Origin of the sequence: Lysinibacillus sp. GbtcB16 (genome assembly GCF_019091145.1) — a bacterium.
Lineage (GTDB): Bacteria > Bacillota > Bacilli > Bacillales_A > Planococcaceae > Lysinibacillus > Lysinibacillus fusiformis.
On the sequence record NZ_JAGXJV010000001.1, the window covers coordinates 1,139,389 to 1,153,913 of the forward strand.

The window sequence follows — 14,525 nt, forward strand, 5'->3', positions numbered from 1 at the left end:
TAGACAAAAGCTATCGTGACGTCATGATAGCTTTTGCTTTTTTCTTTTTATAAGAGTACTGCAACCGCCTGAAGTAGCAGATCTCAACAGCTTTCCTGTTTTAATGAGCTTAGCGATCCTCGATCACGATATAGGTGGCTTGAACAGGGCCATGAACACCAACGATTAAAATCATTTCGATATCTGCAGAGTTACTAGGACCTGTAATGAAGTTAATACAAGAAGGAATTTTTTCTCCATTTTTGATTTTTTCACGAATCCACTGTGCTGCTTGTGTCATACGTGGAACAATTGTACTTTTCGGGATCAAAATGATTGATTTTTTAGGTAAGAAGCTAATACTTCTTCCTTGATCTTTACTGCTAAAAAGGATAGCGGTCCCTGACTCAGCTAGCGTCATCTCGCTAATAGTCAAACCGATATTTGCTTTTTCAGCCTGTTGAATATTTTCCTCTGGTTGCTGAGAATTCCATTCATAATATTGAATATTAGCTTGTGGCCATTTTTCTGTCATTAACTTAGATAATCCGTAATCTTGAAATCGTTCATCCTTAGAAGTAATGACGGATTGTCCGCCGTAATGGTCCACCACAGATTGTAGATCTTGAGAAAGCTTCGCACAATTCGAAATCACGATATTCGTATGAATATTGGCGCATTGTTTCGTGAAAATCTCTAGTAATTCGTCTCTTGTGGCATCTTTTAATGTACGGTTTTGTGGTTGGTACTGCCAAGTGGGGCGTGGAAGCGTTGTAATAGGTGAACGCCCTAACTGCTGTGCAATGTTTGCTAAAAAATCCTCTCGATGCTGAATGGTACCAGTCATGATTCTTCATCTCCTTTTGTACGGTGCTTCATCCAATTTCGGAAACTGTTTTTATTCGGTGCAGGGAAATCCCGTGCTTCAGTCCATGCTTTTAAAGGACCTGGACCTTTCGTAATCGTATGGTCTTTCGTAAATGGAGACATTGCAGAAGCGGCCATTTTTGTAGCCATTTTATACAAAGTAGGGGAAGAAGCCCCTAAGCCAAATGCCTTCATTACTAGCTTTTCGGAAACAGGTGCTTTGCCTTCATTTTCAACGATGACCTGACGATGTCTATGAATAAGCTGATGTAAAGGAATTTTTACAGGGCAAGCATCTGTACAGGCACCACATAGCGTTGAGGCATAGGGGAGCTCTTTAAAATCATCATAGCCTCCTAATAACGGAGAGAGAACCACACCAACAGGGCCCGAATAGATAGAGCCATACGTATGCCCACCTACATGACGATAAACAGGACAAGCGTTGACACAGGCGGCACAGCGAATGCATTGTAAGATAGGCTGAAATTCGCCACCAAGTATGGCAGAGCGACCATTATCCACTATGACTAAATGGAATTCCTCAGGTCCATCTGAATCACCCTCGTCTTTAATTCCTGTAAGCGTAGTAATATAGCTTGTCAGCTTTTGACCTACAGCACTACGTGTTAATAAGCTAACAAGAACTTCCATTTCTTCAAAGGTAGGAACAATTCTTTCCATTCCCATAACAGTGACTTGAGTTTTTGGTAGAGCCGTAACTAAATCAGCATTACCTTCATTGGTGACTAGAGTAATCGTTCCACTTTCAGCAATAGCAAAATTACAGCCTGTTATACCGATATCAGCAGTTAAATATTCATCGCGTAGTTTATCACGCACATAAAGAGCAAGCTCCTCTGGCTTTTCCGATTGAGTGTAGCCTTGTTTTTCTTTAAACACATCTCGAATTTGCTCTTTGTTTTTATGCAGAGCAGGAGCCACAATATGAGATGGGGGCTCGTGATCTGCAACCTGCAAAATGTATTCACCTAAGTCCGTTTCTATCACTTCACAGCCTAATTCCTCTAAAGCAGCATTCAGGTTAATTTCCTCGGTTACCATCGATTTTGATTTAACAATTTTAGCGGCATTTTTCTTTTTCGCAATACCTTGAATATAGGCTGTCGCTTCTTGAGCAGTTTGAGCAAAGAAAACATGGCCACCTCTTTTGGCAATATTTTCACTTAATTGGTATAGATAATAATCTAGGTTTTCTAAAACATGTTTACGTATTTCTTCTCCATGTGAACGCCATTCTTCCCAATCTCCAAGTTCCAGAGTTTGCTGTAGACGACGAGTTTGAAAGCGGTCCTGAGCATTAGAAACAGCATTACGCATAAATGGATTGTCAAGCTCTTTTGTAACACGGTCTGAAAAGCGATCATTACTAGTTTTCATGGCCATTAATGTTTCCCCCTCTTATCGGCAATTTAAAACCTCTGCAATATGCATCACTTTAATCGGTTTGCCTTGGCGATGAATACGACCACCAATATTAATTAAACAGCCAGCATCTGCTCCAATTAAATAATCCGCCCCTGTCTCCTCTACATGATGGACCTTTTCATGAACCATTTCGCTAGAAATATTGGCCATTTTGACATAGAATGTGCCACCAAACCCACAGCACCTATCTTTTCCAGGAAGCGCCACATACTGTAAACCTTCGACGTTTTGTAATAACTTCAATGGAGCCTCAGTCACACCGAGGAGGCGAGTCATATGGCAGGAAGTATGGTAAGTAGCTTTGCCCTCTAAATGTGCTCCAACATCCTCTATCTTTAAAACGTTGACAATAAATTCAGTAAATTCATATGTTTTGGCTGCCAATGCCTTTGCTTTTGATTCCCATAGAGGATCCCCCTTAAAAACCTCTGGATATTCCTTAAACATATAAGCACAAGAACCAGAGGGAGAAACGACGTATTCGGCATGCTCGAAGGCAGTGATCATTCTTTTCATCGCATTTTTTGATTCTTTCACATAGCCACTATTATAAGCAGGCTGTCCACAGCAAATTTGTTCCTCAGGAAAATCAATTTCACAGCCAAGTCTTTCTAATACTTCCACTACGGCTTTCCCTACATCTCCCTGAAACAAATCCACTAGGCAAGTAGCAAAGAGAGTTACTTTCATATGCATCGCTCCTTTTATAAACAACAGGTCATCAGATGACTTATACTATATGTATCATACTACAATTTTTTCTAAGAAAGAAGGTGTTTTGATGGAATTTTCAGAAAAAATAAAACAACCTAGTCGAGAGCTAGGCTGTTTTAAAGTGGATGAGAGTCGGTTGTTTCATAATACTGCAATAGAACCTTTTCAACATTGCTTAAATGAAGGGTCATTGCCTGCTTAGCTGATTCTTCATTTTGCTGCTGAATAGCAAGGAAGATTTTCATATGTTCCTCATATAGTTGCTCGCTTGTTGTTTTTTTAGAGTACAACCAAATGCGGCGTGTTTCTTTCATCGTATCAATCATCAGGCCAGAAATTTGATCTAGAATCGTAGCAAGTAGGGGATTTTGGGAGGCAGTCGCAATCGCCACATGAAATTGATAATCCACCTTTTCACCAAGTTCACCATCTCCATGGGCTTGCTTCATGTCATCTAAAATTTGAACCATTGCTTGAATATCCTGTTCGGTACGGTTGATAGCGGCACTGGCGGCTGCTCCTACTTCAATGATCTTGCGCACCTCTAATAAACGGGCAATATCAAGTTTATTCGATAACATGGCTGTAGATAATGGAAAATCCAGTCTATTTGGAGGCACACTTTTAACAAAAGTCCCAGAGCCTTGTTTGATTTCAATCAATCCCATTGCCTTTAAGGCAGACAGCGCCTCTCGCACAGCAGAACGGCTAACTTGTAATTGTTCAGCAAGCTGTTCCACCGAGTCCAGTCGATCACCAGGCTTTAAAACACCCGCTCTTATTTTCTCATGCAAAATTTCGGACACTTCTTCATAGATTTTTTTAGGTTTAATTTTTCTTAATTCCAAGGAGCTACACCTCTTTTTTTCAATCAAATGCGCGTTTGTTATGAATAGTATACATGAAGATTAGTGAATCACTCACTAATTAACCATATATCGACTATAAAAAAGGGGTGCAGAGCTGATTTAAATGAGATTTGCCATCCTATTTGATGATGTAGAATAATGGCGAATTTTGTTGACAGAAAATCAACAGGGGCGCATAATGCAGAAGTAGCTTATTAAGTGTTCTACATGTATGGGAAGGACTTTTCAGAAATCTCATCATTTTGCCATGAAACGTTCACAATCAGGAAGGGCGCAATTTATCATGTTTTTTGGTACGATGGATGCAGTAACTGTAAGGAGCGATCGAAAATATGGGATCAGATATTAACGTATTTTTAGCTTTTGGTGCAGGGTTTTTAAGTTTTATTTCACCATGTACCCTCCCATTGTATCCAGCATTTTTATCGTACATAACGGGTATGACATTAGATGAGCTAAAATCAGAAAAAGGGATGCTACAAAAGCGTGCCATTTTCCACACACTATTCTTTTTACTAGGATTTTCAATTATTTTTATCATAATTGGACTAAGTGCCTCATATGCGGCAGAGTTTTTCCTGAACTATCAAACTTTACTACGTCAGGTTGGTGCCATTTTAATCGTAGTATTTGGATTAATGATTGTAGGATTACTACAAATTGATTTCCTCATGAAGGATCGAAAGTTTCAATTTAAAAATCGACCATCTGGCTATTTGGGATCCGTTTTAATTGGTATTGCCTTTGCGGCAGGATGGACACCATGTACAGGACCAATTTTAGCTTCTATTATAATGTTGGCTAGTACAAACCCAGGAGCGGGCTTTAGCTATATGTTCGCCTATTATTTAGGGTTCGCGATTCCATTCTTTGTGTTATCGTTCTTTATTTCACGCATGACATGGATTCGCACACACAGCCAAAAAATCGTGAAAATCGGTGGTTATATAATGATTGCCGTGGGTATTTTGTTATTCTTTGATGGATTAACGTATATTACTCGTATATTACAGCCTATTTTCGGTGGATTTACAGGCTTTTAATTTGATACACTAAAGAGGCATACCGTACTTTAACGTGGAGGGAGATGAACATGTGCCTACAGTTTTAGTAGTGGATGATACGCTATTTATGCGTGTTGCAATCAGTAATATGTTTTCAGAATGGGGTTACGAGGTAGTAGGTAAGGCAGCAAATGGTAAAGAAGCTGTGGCTATGTATCGAGAGTTACAACCAGACTTAGTAACAATGGATGTAACGATGCCCGTTATGACTGGTATTGCGGCAGTAAAAAAAATTATCCCAGAGTTTCCAAATGCAAAAATAATTATGGTAACAGCATTAGGCCAACAAAAGTTAATTGTAGAAGCGATTGAAAGTGGGGCAAAAGATTTTATTACCAAGCCCTTTGAGCCAGAAAGATTAAGAGCCGTCGCTGACCAATTACTTGGACAAAATTGCTAATTTGACATTAGAGGAGGATCTTTTATGTTAAGCAATATCCCTTCTCACTATTATGTTATTGGGTCAACCATTATGGCCATTCTTATGGGTAGCTTTGTCATGGTCATACGTATGAGAGCTTCCAAAATGCCAACAAATGAGAAGAAAATTATTATTCCGCCAATCGCGATGTCTTCTGGTGCGCTCATGTTTTTATTTGAACAATTCCGAGTGCCACCCATGCAAATATTAGAAGCAGCCGCTGTAGGAATGGTATTCTCGACCATTTTAATTGCCACTTCCAAATTTGAAGTGAAGGGTCGAGATATTTATTTAAAACGTTCAAAAGCATTCGTTTTTATATTATTTGGTTTATTAATATTCCGGGTAGTGGCCAAAATGATTTTAAGCAACTCCATCGATGTCGGCGAATTAGCAGGCATGTTCTGGATCCTAGCCTTCGCCATGTTAGTACCTTGGCGAATCGCCATGCTACTCCAGTTTAAAAAAATCAAAAAAACAATTCCCCAACTACACTAGTACTCAAACTAGTGTAGTTTTTTTATGCTCTCGAGTTGGCGGTGGGTTGGATTGGTGGTGGGTGCAATGAGAAATAAGGACGGTTCGGCAGAAGTGATGGATAGAGCTCCAAAAGTGGCTGCATAGGCAAAAGTGGCGGATAAAACAAGAGAAGTGACGGATAGGATCGCGAAAGTGGTGGATAGAGCCAGCAAAGTGACGGATAGAGTATCAAAAGAGGCTGCCTCGGCAAAAACGGTGGATAAAACGAGCGAAGTGCTGGATAGAACCGCAAAAGTGATGGATAGAATCGCAAAAGTGCAGAATAAAACCGCGAATAAGGATGCCCCGCTAAAAAAGTAACATAGAAGACGATGGAACAATAACCCCATTCAATCCCCAAAAAAACGCTGCACAAGCGTATGTGCAGCGTAGCTTTCTTTATTCAAATAAATGTTCGTAGGGGGCGATGTCAATTTGCATTTGCTCTAATTTTTTGCGTAAAAATTTGTGATCGCGTTTCGGTGTTGCTTGGATGTAGCCGCGAATGATTAGGTCATTATTAATAGCAGGTGCTTTTTCCTCTAAAGCGAGCTCGCCAATTTTCCCTGCAATTTTTTCCTTTGCTACTTGTCTAAAGAGCTCTGGGACAGGGCTTACAAGCTCATAGAGTAACTCTTTTTCAGCTTGTCCCCATAAATGGATTGTTTTATCTAAATAAAATTCCTGCCAATCTAAATCAGACTTTCCATCCTGCTTTGGGAGTGCTTTTAAAAACTTGCGGAACATGAAAAAGCCGCCAATCGCCATCAATGAAATGAGGACAACTACCCAAAATAAAATAAACCATAAAAACCAACCTTGTAACAAATCGTTCACCTCTTTGCCTTCTCTGATTCTATTATAAGAGCTTCCGAAAGAAAATTCATCCTATAATGTCCCTTTTTTAGCAATTCGTCTTTATATAGTGTTTGAAGGGAGGTGAGATGTATGGCAAATGAGAATTTTTTACATGCTACCCTAAGACTTAAATATGTGGAAGGCTACAATGAGCAAAACGAGCCAACATTCACTACTAAATCGTATCGTAATATTGCTAAGACACATAGCGTAGAAGATTTAGTAGCTGTCGCACAAGGGATGGCCAGTCTATCATCACAAGCACTGGCTGGTATCGAAAAGCAAGAGACAAGCGAATTAACTTAAGGGGGATCAGAAGATGGCACAAGTTTTAGAGTTACAATTTGTGACAGTGGATGGTAAAACATCTACGCTGACGATTGATGCACCGAAGCCAGCTATTACCGCAACAGACATTCAAAAGGTCATGCAAACTATAGTAACTAAAAATGTATTTTCTGGACAAGGTGGCGCCTTAGCAGCTATTAAAGGCGCTCGTATTGTAGAACGAAAAGTAATAGAATTCGATGTAGCAACAGAATAATGCGAAAATGGTCTTTGCTATGAAAAATGCAAAGGCCATTTTTACCTAAGTGAAAGGGGGCATAACGATGGAACAGTGGTTAAGCATGATTTCAGATATCGGTTTCCCGATAATAGTGTCCTTTTATTTATTACAGCGTGTCGAGGAAAAGCTTGATGCGATACATGAGGCACTTGTTTCCTTAAAATGAAATTAATTTCACAAATATGTACGAAAGCTGTCACCTAGAAGTTCTTGTCAACGCTTACAGCCTAAGTTAGGATGAGGGTAGTGTAGGTTAGGGAGAGTGTTAACATGAAACATAAACTAATTGGGCTAATATTGCTTTTAGCCTGTGCGACTGTTCTAGGCGCCTGTGGGAATTCCAAATTTAAAGCAGATTATAGTTTGGAAATACCTGATTTTAAACATGTCAATCAACGTGGAGAGACGGTTTCGCTTGAAAGTTTAAAAGGCAAGCCATGGATTGGTATGTACATTTTCACGAATTGTGTATCGATTTGCCCACCAATGTCCTTGAATATGGCACAGGTCCAAGAAAAGCTACAGAAAAAAGGAGTAGAGGATTATAATATCGTCGCCTTTTCCGTAGATCCAGATGTTGATACGCCGGAAGTATTAGCCAACTATATTAGTAAATATAATGTGCCAGATGATTCTAAATGGAATCTTCTTACTGGATATTCACAAAAATATATTGAACAGTTTGCGGTTAAAAATACGAAAATTTTAGTGAAAAACGATCCTAACAGTGATCAAGTTATCCATGGTAATCAATTTTTCCTAGTCGATAAAGATGGAACAATCGTTAAAATGTATAATGGCTTTGCTGAAAAGATTGAAGATGTACCAATTGATACAATAGCTTCTGATATTGAAACCTATATTGATGAAAATTTATAATTAGCAACCGTCTCGAACTTTTGAGACGGTTTTTAATTGTATGACGACTATTAGCTGGTAAACAGTAAGATTTTCTATTTATAATAATAAAAAAGAGGGGATGGGGGTTTGCTTATGACGATTGCACAAACGTATTTACAGGTCATCCAAAAAAGGTTTAACAATGTGAAAGAGCTAGGGGATGGGGCACTGGCCCAACTAGAAGGGGCTGAGTTGCACTGGGCATATAATGAAGAATCCAATAGTGTCGCGGTCATTGTTAAACATGTTAGTGGTAATATGATTTCGCGCTGGACTGATTTTTTAACGACAGATGGTGAGAAAACTACACGAAATCGAGATGATGAGTTTATTAATAGTCTGTCTACAAAAGAAGCCATTCTTGCAGTTTGGGAAGAGGGCTGGCAAGTATTTTTAGATGCATTGGCGGGTATTACAGAATCCGATTTGCAGGGGTATGTCACAATCAGAGGGGAAAAGCTAGCGGTAATTGATGCGATAGAAAGGCAAATGGCTCATTATTCACAGCATATTGGCCAAATGATTTATATCGCGAAGCAAGTAAAGGGATCCGACTGGCAAACGTTAAGTATAGCAAGAGGACAGTCGCAAGCGTTTAACAAGGCCATGCTTGAAAACAGCCATGAAAAATAAGAGAAATCGTAGCAATTAGTAGTTGCTACGATCTTTTTTATGATAAATAAAGCTTGTACATCGCAGTCTCCGAATCAATGGCTTGAGCTAGTTCAAATGCTTCCTGCTGATTTTTATGATGAGAGATGATCTCATAGAAAAAGCGAATTAGAAACATAAGATTGGCGTTACCATCGATATAGTCATCTGGTGCTAAATAGGAGAGGCAGCCACTTTGCAAAAATGCTGTTGCGAGCTGTTCGCACCCTAATGTACAGCCTGCTGCAATAACCTTTACACCTTGGAGGCGGCTATAAGTTTGTACATCCAATGGACCAAAGTATATACTCTTTGGTTCATTAACTTCATAAACATCCTCCCCTAGCTCAGGTAGACAAAACCGTCCTTCATCTCCGTGAAAGTTCAAAATTAGATAATCCATCTTGCCATGAAGATCAACGCCTGATAAAACATCAATCAAATCATTGGGTCTACCAATTAAATGAAGTGTTACCCTTGCACCAAAGGATTCAAGTGCAGCTCGGAGGGCCATTGATTCGAAATCACAATCAGGTCCTACTACTACATTAACGTATAATTCTGGCTTGCTCATTTGCCATCCCACCTCCATCCTTTAGTATAGATGAAACTTATTGGATGAGTAAACCGTATATTACAATAATTACTATATATGTAAAGGTTAAAGGAGTTGTAGCTATGAAACGGGTTGGACATTTACTTACATTACTACTTGGCATGACGTTAAGCCTCATCACCCTCTTACTGTTTTTGGACAATGAGAGGCAAAGAGACGAACTAGTATCTCTTCCGTATAGTCAATTTCAAACTATCCAACAGGCATGGTATATGTCTGGAAGTGATGGCAAGGAGCAATATTTATATCCATTAAAGCAAGTGTTCTACCTTAACCGTTATGAGGTAAAAGATACAGAACACCTTCAACAAGCTTTACGGACTAAGAAAGTCCCTATCAGTCGACCCGCCCAACCTACCCCAACAAGTGATTTATATATACGCTTCGATAATGGTAAGGAGATGGCCATTAAGGTGATGGTCGAGGATGAACAATTATTCCTCATGGATCAAAAAACGATGCAGTATTATCAACTGCCAACAGCAGAAGTGGTAGGTTATTTTCGTTGGTTGAATGAAGAAAGCCGAATGCCGTTGTTATTATTTATTATTTATACTATTTTATTTTTTAGTATAGCTTATCTGCTTGCAAAGAAATTAATAGGAGGTACATCGAAAACTACTCCGACAAAATTAATCAAACAGAAAGGGAAGCGACTGACTGCTGATTTTCTGCTTCCTATCATCCTACCATTAATCATCACCATTTCGATGCAAATATATGGGGCTCAGCATAGCTTATTATTATTAAGTGTCATGATGCTTACATCAGGTATTCGAGAATATGTTGAAAAAAGAGAGCTTTTCATGAAAATGGTCCTGCTTCTCCTGCTCTTTTTGTTTTATCTCCATGGCTTTCAATGGATTATTTCTTATTTCAACTAGCGAAATAGTGGATATTATTGTCAATAGTTTTCAGGTGGAGTTTGCATTATTGTTAAATTTTAGCGATGTTTTGTGAGGAAAGGTACATATTCTGTAGGATAATAGATTTAGGTAGGATATACTCAATGGTGATTACAGTAGAATTGAGGGAATCATATGAGATTAACTGTGGAACGTAAACTACAAATGGCTTTTGGTATAGTGCTAGCCTTCTTATTAATGATTACAGCCATTGCTATGTATTTCTTAACGAATAATAATAAGACACTAGCTGAAATCGAAGACAATACGGAATTAATCCATCTATATCAAGATATCTCGTTCCAAACTGTGCGTGCAAATGCAGCTATTCGAGGATATATATTATATGGTAAGGAAGAAATGTTGAACAATCATCATGAAATACGCAATACCTTACATACATCCATTAATCGCCTCCAAGAAATAGGCGCTCGCAATCAAGATTTTGAGCAATTTTTACAACAGCTTGATGATTGGGAAAAGGCGATAGATGGACAGATTATTCCGCTTTATAAACGCGGCGAAATAGAACAGGCTCAGCAAGTAGCCTTGCCGATTTTAGGGGAGGGCTCTTTGAAGCTTGTAGTCTTTGGTAAGACAATGGCTACTGCACAACAGGAGGACATGCTAGCACATATTGAGGCGACTAAGGAAAAAGGGGAAAGAAGTGGTATTGAAATAATGATATTGGCGGCAATTTCTCTCCTCATTAGCATCATTATTGCTACTGCATTTGGTAGAAGAGTTGCTAAAAACATCCAGCTAACAGTCAGAGAAATGGATACATTCTCGGAGGGGAATTTACACGCTCATCTACAATTCAAAACAAAGGATGAATTTGCACATCTAGCTGAGTCATTTAATAGCATGTCAGAAAAACTTCGCCAAATGATGAAGCAAGTTGGAGATTCCTCTGAGCAAGTAGCCGCTACCTCTGAGCAGCTAACGGCTAGTAGCTTGGAGGTTACACAGGCAACGGAAGTCGTCACTGAATCAATTCAAGACATTGCACAAGGAATTGATGAGCAGGATACGTTAACAGGCGATGTACGAAATTTATCGGCCCATATTTTGAAGAAAATGAATGATATTTCCACTAGCATTCAAAACGTTAATGATGCAACCGTCGAAACGAAAAATATGGCGAGTTTAGGTCGTTCTTCCGTCCATGATGCCACGGTACAGATGGATGAAATTTCAGCCAACACGAGTGAATTAAATACGCGCGTCCAAGATTTAGATGATAATTCAGCAGCCATTGTAGCAGCTGTGAATGTCATTAAAAGTATTGCGACACAGACCAATTTACTTGCAATCAATGCCTCCATCGAAGCAGCCCGAAGCGGTGAACATGGGAAAGGGTTTGCCGTTGTCGCTGAGGAAGTACGTAAACTAGCAGATGAGTCGAATCTTGCAGCAGTGGAAATTGAAAAAGTAGTAGCACAAATTACTGATAGTACAAGAATAATTGAAGAAGATATGGTGAATAGCAATGATTCGGTGCATGTAGGTCGTGATAAGGTCAATGTGGCAAGAGATAATTTTATACAAATTGATGATGCCATTACGGATGTACAAGCACAAACGGAATTAGTTACCGCAGCTATTCGTACTATCCATCAAGATATTGAAAAGCTGGTCCAAGAGATTGATTACATAGGCGAAGTATCTATGAAATCAAGCCGTCATGTGCAAAGCGTTGCCGCTTCTTCGGAAGAGCAAAATGCGGCGATGGAGGAAGTAGCGGCAGCTTCCACCCATTTAGCGAAAATGGCGATCGATCTACAGGAATCCATACAAACATTTAAATATTAAGCTCATGATAAAGGAGATGTCTAATGGTCCAATAGATTATTAGACACCTCCTCTTTTTTTACTTTCCAATCATTTCAGCAAGCTCAAATTCCTATAGAATCAGGATCAATAGTTGCCATTTATCATGTAGTTATGATTAGGAAGTGATGGGCTAATAGTTTGTTCTTACTGACAATTACAGGGATTTATAGTTATCTGTAAAGACTGAATAATAGAATAATCATAAATATGTTTGAAAAATAATATTTCATCCGATAAAAGCTATGGGAGAGATGTAAAACAGATACAGAGTGGGAATGGTTGTAGCAAATATCAGGCTGACAAGTGATATTTTTCACTTCAAGAAACAAAAGGAGAATAATATATGAAGAAAATATTTAGCAGTTTTAAGGGCAAGCTTTATACGCTATTTGCGCTAGTATTACTAATTCCTGTTATATCTGTAGGTAGTTTATCTTATTTATCAGCTAAAGATTCCATAGAAGAAGAAATCTTATTTAGTGCCAATGAAAGTGTAGGCATTTTAAATAAGCTTATCGATCAAACTATTACTGATAAGATGAATGACATTCAAGTGTTTAGTAGTGAGATAGATGCACAGCAATTTAAGCAATCACAAGCATCTATAGAATCGAAGTTTAAGCAGTATGGACAGCTTAATCCAGACGTTTTAAGTATTTATGTTGGAACCAATGATGGTTCGTTTTCTCAGGTACCAAAATTGAATGATGCGGATTATAATCCATTAGATCGAGATTGGTATAAACAAGCGACTGCTTTAAAAGGTGAAACTTTAATTACTAACCCTTATAAGGATGCAGGAACTGGTGATATGGTTGTAACGGTTGCTAAACAAATCAAGGACCGCTCAGGGGTTGTCGCTATTGATATTAAATTAACAAACCTTCAAAAAATTGCAGATTCCATTCGAATTGGGAAAAATGGGTATCCCTCTATTTTTGGAGAGGACAATCTGGTCATTTCACATCCTACATTAGAAGCGGGTGGCAAGCTCAAAGAAAGTTTCCTCGATAAAATGTATGAAAGTCCCTCTGGCACCTATGAATACGTCTTTAACGGTGATGATCGTATTTTGTTCTATACGACGAATGAGGTAACCAATTGGAAAATCACAGGTACGATCTTTTCTAAGGAAATTGATGAATCAGCTTCATCGATTTTATCTCATACCATCCTAGTTCTGCTTGCCGCTGTCGTTATTAGTTCTATAATCTTCTACTTCGTGATGAAGGCTGTCATTAAACCAATTAAAGCATTAAAAGATAGCGCCGTTACGATCAGTAAAGGTGATCTGACAGAGACTGTTACAATAACTTCGAAAGATGAAATAGGGCAATTAGGACAAGCCTTTAACGATATGCAGGAAAGTTTGCGGACGCTTATTCAAAAAATTGAACAAAATGCAGAGGAAGTGGCATCGTCTGCTGAAGAGCTAACAGCTAATGCGAATCAAACAAGTATAGCAACCGAAAAAGTCGCTATTTCTATTCAAGATGTTGCGTCAAGTGCAGATGGTCAAACGATTAGTGCCAATAAAAATGCAGAATCATTACATGAGCTTTCAACAGCCATTCTTCATATTGCTGAAATTTCTTCTGCTGTGACGGACCTTTCACAGCATGCGACATTACAGGCAGATGAGGGCGGACAAGCTGTCCAAAATACAAAGGATCAAATGCAGTCTATTCATTTATCTGTTGCAGATTCTAATGCTAAAATTCAAACCTTACATGAGCGTTCACAGCAAATTACATCCATTTTAGATGTTATTACAAGCATTGCGGATCAAACTAATTTACTGGCTTTAAATGCCGCTATTGAAGCAGCAAGAGCAGGGGAGCATGGAAAAGGCTTTGCGGTTGTCGCAGATGAAGTTCGTAAGCTAGCTGAGCAATCACAGGAATCGGCTAAACAAATATTTGATCTAATACGTGGGATTCAACAAGAAACAGAGCAGTCTGTTAGTATTATGGCTAAGGTAACGGAGGATGTTCAAAGTGGTTTACATATTTCTGATGAAGCCATTACGAAATTCCAAGTAATTAGGAATAGTATGAATGAAATTACACCGAAAATGGAAGAGGTTTCTTCTGCCTCAGAGCAAATGTCTGCTGGCGTACAAGAGGTAGCAGCGGTGACGGAAGATTTGGCCTTCTCAGCCAAAGGCAATGCTGCCGCTTCTGAAGATGTTGCAGCCTCAACAGAGGAACAATTAGCATCAATGGAAGAAATCAACGCCTCGGCACAAGCACTTGCACATATGGCCGATGAATTAAAACAACTCATTAGCCAGTTTAAATATTAAAATA

The 14,525-nt window shown here is 38.9% G+C and carries 18 protein-coding genes; 12 read left to right on the forward strand and 6 right to left on the reverse strand.

The annotated features are described in order from the left end of the window. Positions 1-109 precede the first annotated feature (109 nt). The 4 genes from KVT27_RS05475 to KVT27_RS05490 form a co-directional block, all read right to left on the reverse strand. Positions 110-826, reverse strand: coding sequence for a LutC/YkgG family protein (locus KVT27_RS05475; RefSeq protein ID WP_036146412.1), 717 nt, complete (start codon positions 824-826; stop codon positions 110-112). Further along, complete coding sequence (locus tag KVT27_RS05480) at positions 823-2,253, reverse strand: LutB/LldF family L-lactate oxidation iron-sulfur protein (protein ID WP_217580900.1); 1,431 nt, start codon at positions 2,251-2,253, stop codon at positions 823-825. Before KVT27_RS05480 ends, KVT27_RS05475 begins: the two co-directional genes overlap by 4 nt. 15 nt (positions 2,254-2,268) lie before the next feature. After that, positions 2,269-2,985: a (Fe-S)-binding protein gene (locus KVT27_RS05485; protein WP_217580901.1), complete on the reverse strand. Its 717-nt coding sequence runs from the start codon at positions 2,983-2,985 to the stop codon at positions 2,269-2,271. A gap of 140 nt (positions 2,986-3,125) precedes the next feature. Next, entirely contained in the window at positions 3,126-3,857 is a 732-nt protein-coding gene (locus KVT27_RS05490) for a FadR/GntR family transcriptional regulator (RefSeq protein ID WP_036125063.1), read from the reverse strand. A 353-nt stretch (positions 3,858-4,210) separates the two neighbouring features. On the opposite strand from KVT27_RS05490, the gene KVT27_RS05495 reads away from it, so the two are divergent. The 4 genes from KVT27_RS05495 (at position 4,211) to KVT27_RS05510 (ending at position 6,203) form a co-directional block, all read left to right on the forward strand. Then, complete coding sequence (locus KVT27_RS05495) at positions 4,211-4,921, forward strand: cytochrome c biogenesis CcdA family protein (protein ID WP_008175625.1); 711 nt, start codon at positions 4,211-4,213, stop codon at positions 4,919-4,921. A 34-nt stretch (positions 4,922-4,955) separates the two neighbouring features. Continuing rightward, the gene (locus KVT27_RS05500; RefSeq protein ID WP_008175626.1) at positions 4,956-5,342 is read left to right on the forward strand and encodes a response regulator; all 387 of its coding nucleotides are present in this window, start codon (positions 4,956-4,958) and stop codon (positions 5,340-5,342) included. Positions 5,343-5,366: 24 nt separating this feature from the next. Further along, positions 5,367-5,861, forward strand: a complete 495-nt coding sequence (locus KVT27_RS05505; RefSeq protein WP_036224969.1) for a CcdC family protein — start codon at positions 5,367-5,369, stop codon at positions 5,859-5,861. A gap of 132 nt (positions 5,862-5,993) precedes the next feature. After that, on the forward strand, positions 5,994-6,203 hold the full coding sequence (locus KVT27_RS05510; protein ID WP_217580902.1) for a hypothetical protein: 210 nt from the start codon (positions 5,994-5,996) through the stop codon (positions 6,201-6,203). 78 nt (positions 6,204-6,281) lie between these two features. Here KVT27_RS05510 and KVT27_RS05515 read toward each other — a convergent pair whose 3' ends face one another. Beyond that, positions 6,282-6,710: a DUF2621 domain-containing protein gene (locus KVT27_RS05515; protein WP_008175629.1), complete on the reverse strand. Its 429-nt coding sequence runs from the start codon at positions 6,708-6,710 to the stop codon at positions 6,282-6,284. Between the two features lie 120 nt (positions 6,711-6,830). On the opposite strand from KVT27_RS05515, the gene KVT27_RS05520 reads away from it, so the two are divergent. The 5 genes from KVT27_RS05520 to KVT27_RS05540 all read left to right on the forward strand — a co-directional run bounded on the left by KVT27_RS05520 (position 6,831) and on the right by KVT27_RS05540 (position 8,841). Continuing rightward, on the forward strand, positions 6,831-7,046 hold the full coding sequence (locus KVT27_RS05520; protein WP_036125071.1) for a DUF1659 domain-containing protein: 216 nt from the start codon (positions 6,831-6,833) through the stop codon (positions 7,044-7,046). Between the two features lie 13 nt (positions 7,047-7,059). Then, on the forward strand, positions 7,060-7,284 hold the full coding sequence (locus tag KVT27_RS05525) for a DUF2922 domain-containing protein (protein WP_217580903.1): 225 nt from the start codon (positions 7,060-7,062) through the stop codon (positions 7,282-7,284). A gap of 67 nt (positions 7,285-7,351) precedes the next feature. Further along, on the forward strand, positions 7,352-7,474 hold the full coding sequence (locus tag KVT27_RS05530) for a YvrJ family protein (protein WP_082011593.1): 123 nt from the start codon (positions 7,352-7,354) through the stop codon (positions 7,472-7,474). A 104-nt stretch (positions 7,475-7,578) separates the two neighbouring features. Further along, the gene (locus tag KVT27_RS05535; protein ID WP_217580904.1) at positions 7,579-8,187 is read left to right on the forward strand and encodes an SCO family protein; all 609 of its coding nucleotides are present in this window, start codon (positions 7,579-7,581) and stop codon (positions 8,185-8,187) included. 114 nt (positions 8,188-8,301) lie between these two features. Next, entirely contained in the window at positions 8,302-8,841 is a 540-nt protein-coding gene (locus KVT27_RS05540) for a DUF1572 family protein (protein ID WP_036224978.1), read from the forward strand. Positions 8,842-8,878: 37 nt separating this feature from the next. Here the strand turns inward: KVT27_RS05540 and KVT27_RS05545 are convergent, their stop codons facing one another. Then, positions 8,879-9,433 (reverse strand): hypothetical protein, encoded by a 555-nt coding sequence (locus tag KVT27_RS05545; RefSeq protein ID WP_036125075.1) that lies wholly within the window; start codon positions 9,431-9,433, stop codon positions 8,879-8,881. A 104-nt stretch (positions 9,434-9,537) separates the two neighbouring features. On the opposite strand from KVT27_RS05545, the gene KVT27_RS05550 reads away from it, so the two are divergent. From KVT27_RS05550 to KVT27_RS05560, 3 genes are all read left to right on the forward strand, one after another. Beyond that, positions 9,538-10,359, forward strand: coding sequence for a hypothetical protein (locus KVT27_RS05550; RefSeq protein WP_036125078.1), 822 nt, complete (start codon positions 9,538-9,540; stop codon positions 10,357-10,359). A gap of 156 nt (positions 10,360-10,515) precedes the next feature. Next, entirely contained in the window at positions 10,516-12,195 is a 1,680-nt protein-coding gene (locus KVT27_RS05555) for a methyl-accepting chemotaxis protein (RefSeq protein ID WP_150907797.1), read from the forward strand. Between the two features lie 364 nt (positions 12,196-12,559). Then, complete coding sequence (locus KVT27_RS05560) at positions 12,560-14,521, forward strand: methyl-accepting chemotaxis protein (RefSeq protein ID WP_036146390.1); 1,962 nt, start codon at positions 12,560-12,562, stop codon at positions 14,519-14,521. Positions 14,522-14,525 lie beyond the last annotated feature (4 nt).

Coding starts and splice junctions, on each gene's coding strand:
- KVT27_RS05475 (WP_036146412.1), bottom strand. CDS start 826: ATGACTGGTACCATTCAGCATCGAGAGGATTTTTTAGCAAACATTGCA.
- KVT27_RS05480 (WP_217580900.1), bottom strand. CDS start 2,253: ATGGCCATGAAAACTAGTAATGATCGCTTTTCAGACCGTGTTACAAAA.
- KVT27_RS05485 (WP_217580901.1), bottom strand. CDS start 2,985: ATGAAAGTAACTCTCTTTGCTACTTGCCTAGTGGATTTGTTTCAGGGA.
- KVT27_RS05495 (WP_008175625.1), top strand. CDS start 4,211: ATGGGATCAGATATTAACGTATTTTTAGCTTTTGGTGCAGGGTTTTTA.
- KVT27_RS05505 (WP_036224969.1), top strand. CDS start 5,367: ATGTTAAGCAATATCCCTTCTCACTATTATGTTATTGGGTCAACCATT.
- KVT27_RS05520 (WP_036125071.1), top strand. CDS start 6,831: ATGGCAAATGAGAATTTTTTACATGCTACCCTAAGACTTAAATATGTG.
- KVT27_RS05525 (WP_217580903.1), top strand. CDS start 7,060: ATGGCACAAGTTTTAGAGTTACAATTTGTGACAGTGGATGGTAAAACA.
- KVT27_RS05530 (WP_082011593.1), top strand. CDS start 7,352: ATGGAACAGTGGTTAAGCATGATTTCAGATATCGGTTTCCCGATAATA.
- KVT27_RS05535 (WP_217580904.1), top strand. CDS start 7,579: ATGAAACATAAACTAATTGGGCTAATATTGCTTTTAGCCTGTGCGACT.
- KVT27_RS05540 (WP_036224978.1), top strand. CDS start 8,302: ATGACGATTGCACAAACGTATTTACAGGTCATCCAAAAAAGGTTTAAC.
- KVT27_RS05545 (WP_036125075.1), bottom strand. CDS start 9,433: ATGAGCAAGCCAGAATTATACGTTAATGTAGTAGTAGGACCTGATTGT.
- KVT27_RS05550 (WP_036125078.1), top strand. CDS start 9,538: ATGAAACGGGTTGGACATTTACTTACATTACTACTTGGCATGACGTTA.
- KVT27_RS05555 (WP_150907797.1), top strand. CDS start 10,516: ATGAGATTAACTGTGGAACGTAAACTACAAATGGCTTTTGGTATAGTG.
- KVT27_RS05560 (WP_036146390.1), top strand. CDS start 12,560: ATGAAGAAAATATTTAGCAGTTTTAAGGGCAAGCTTTATACGCTATTT.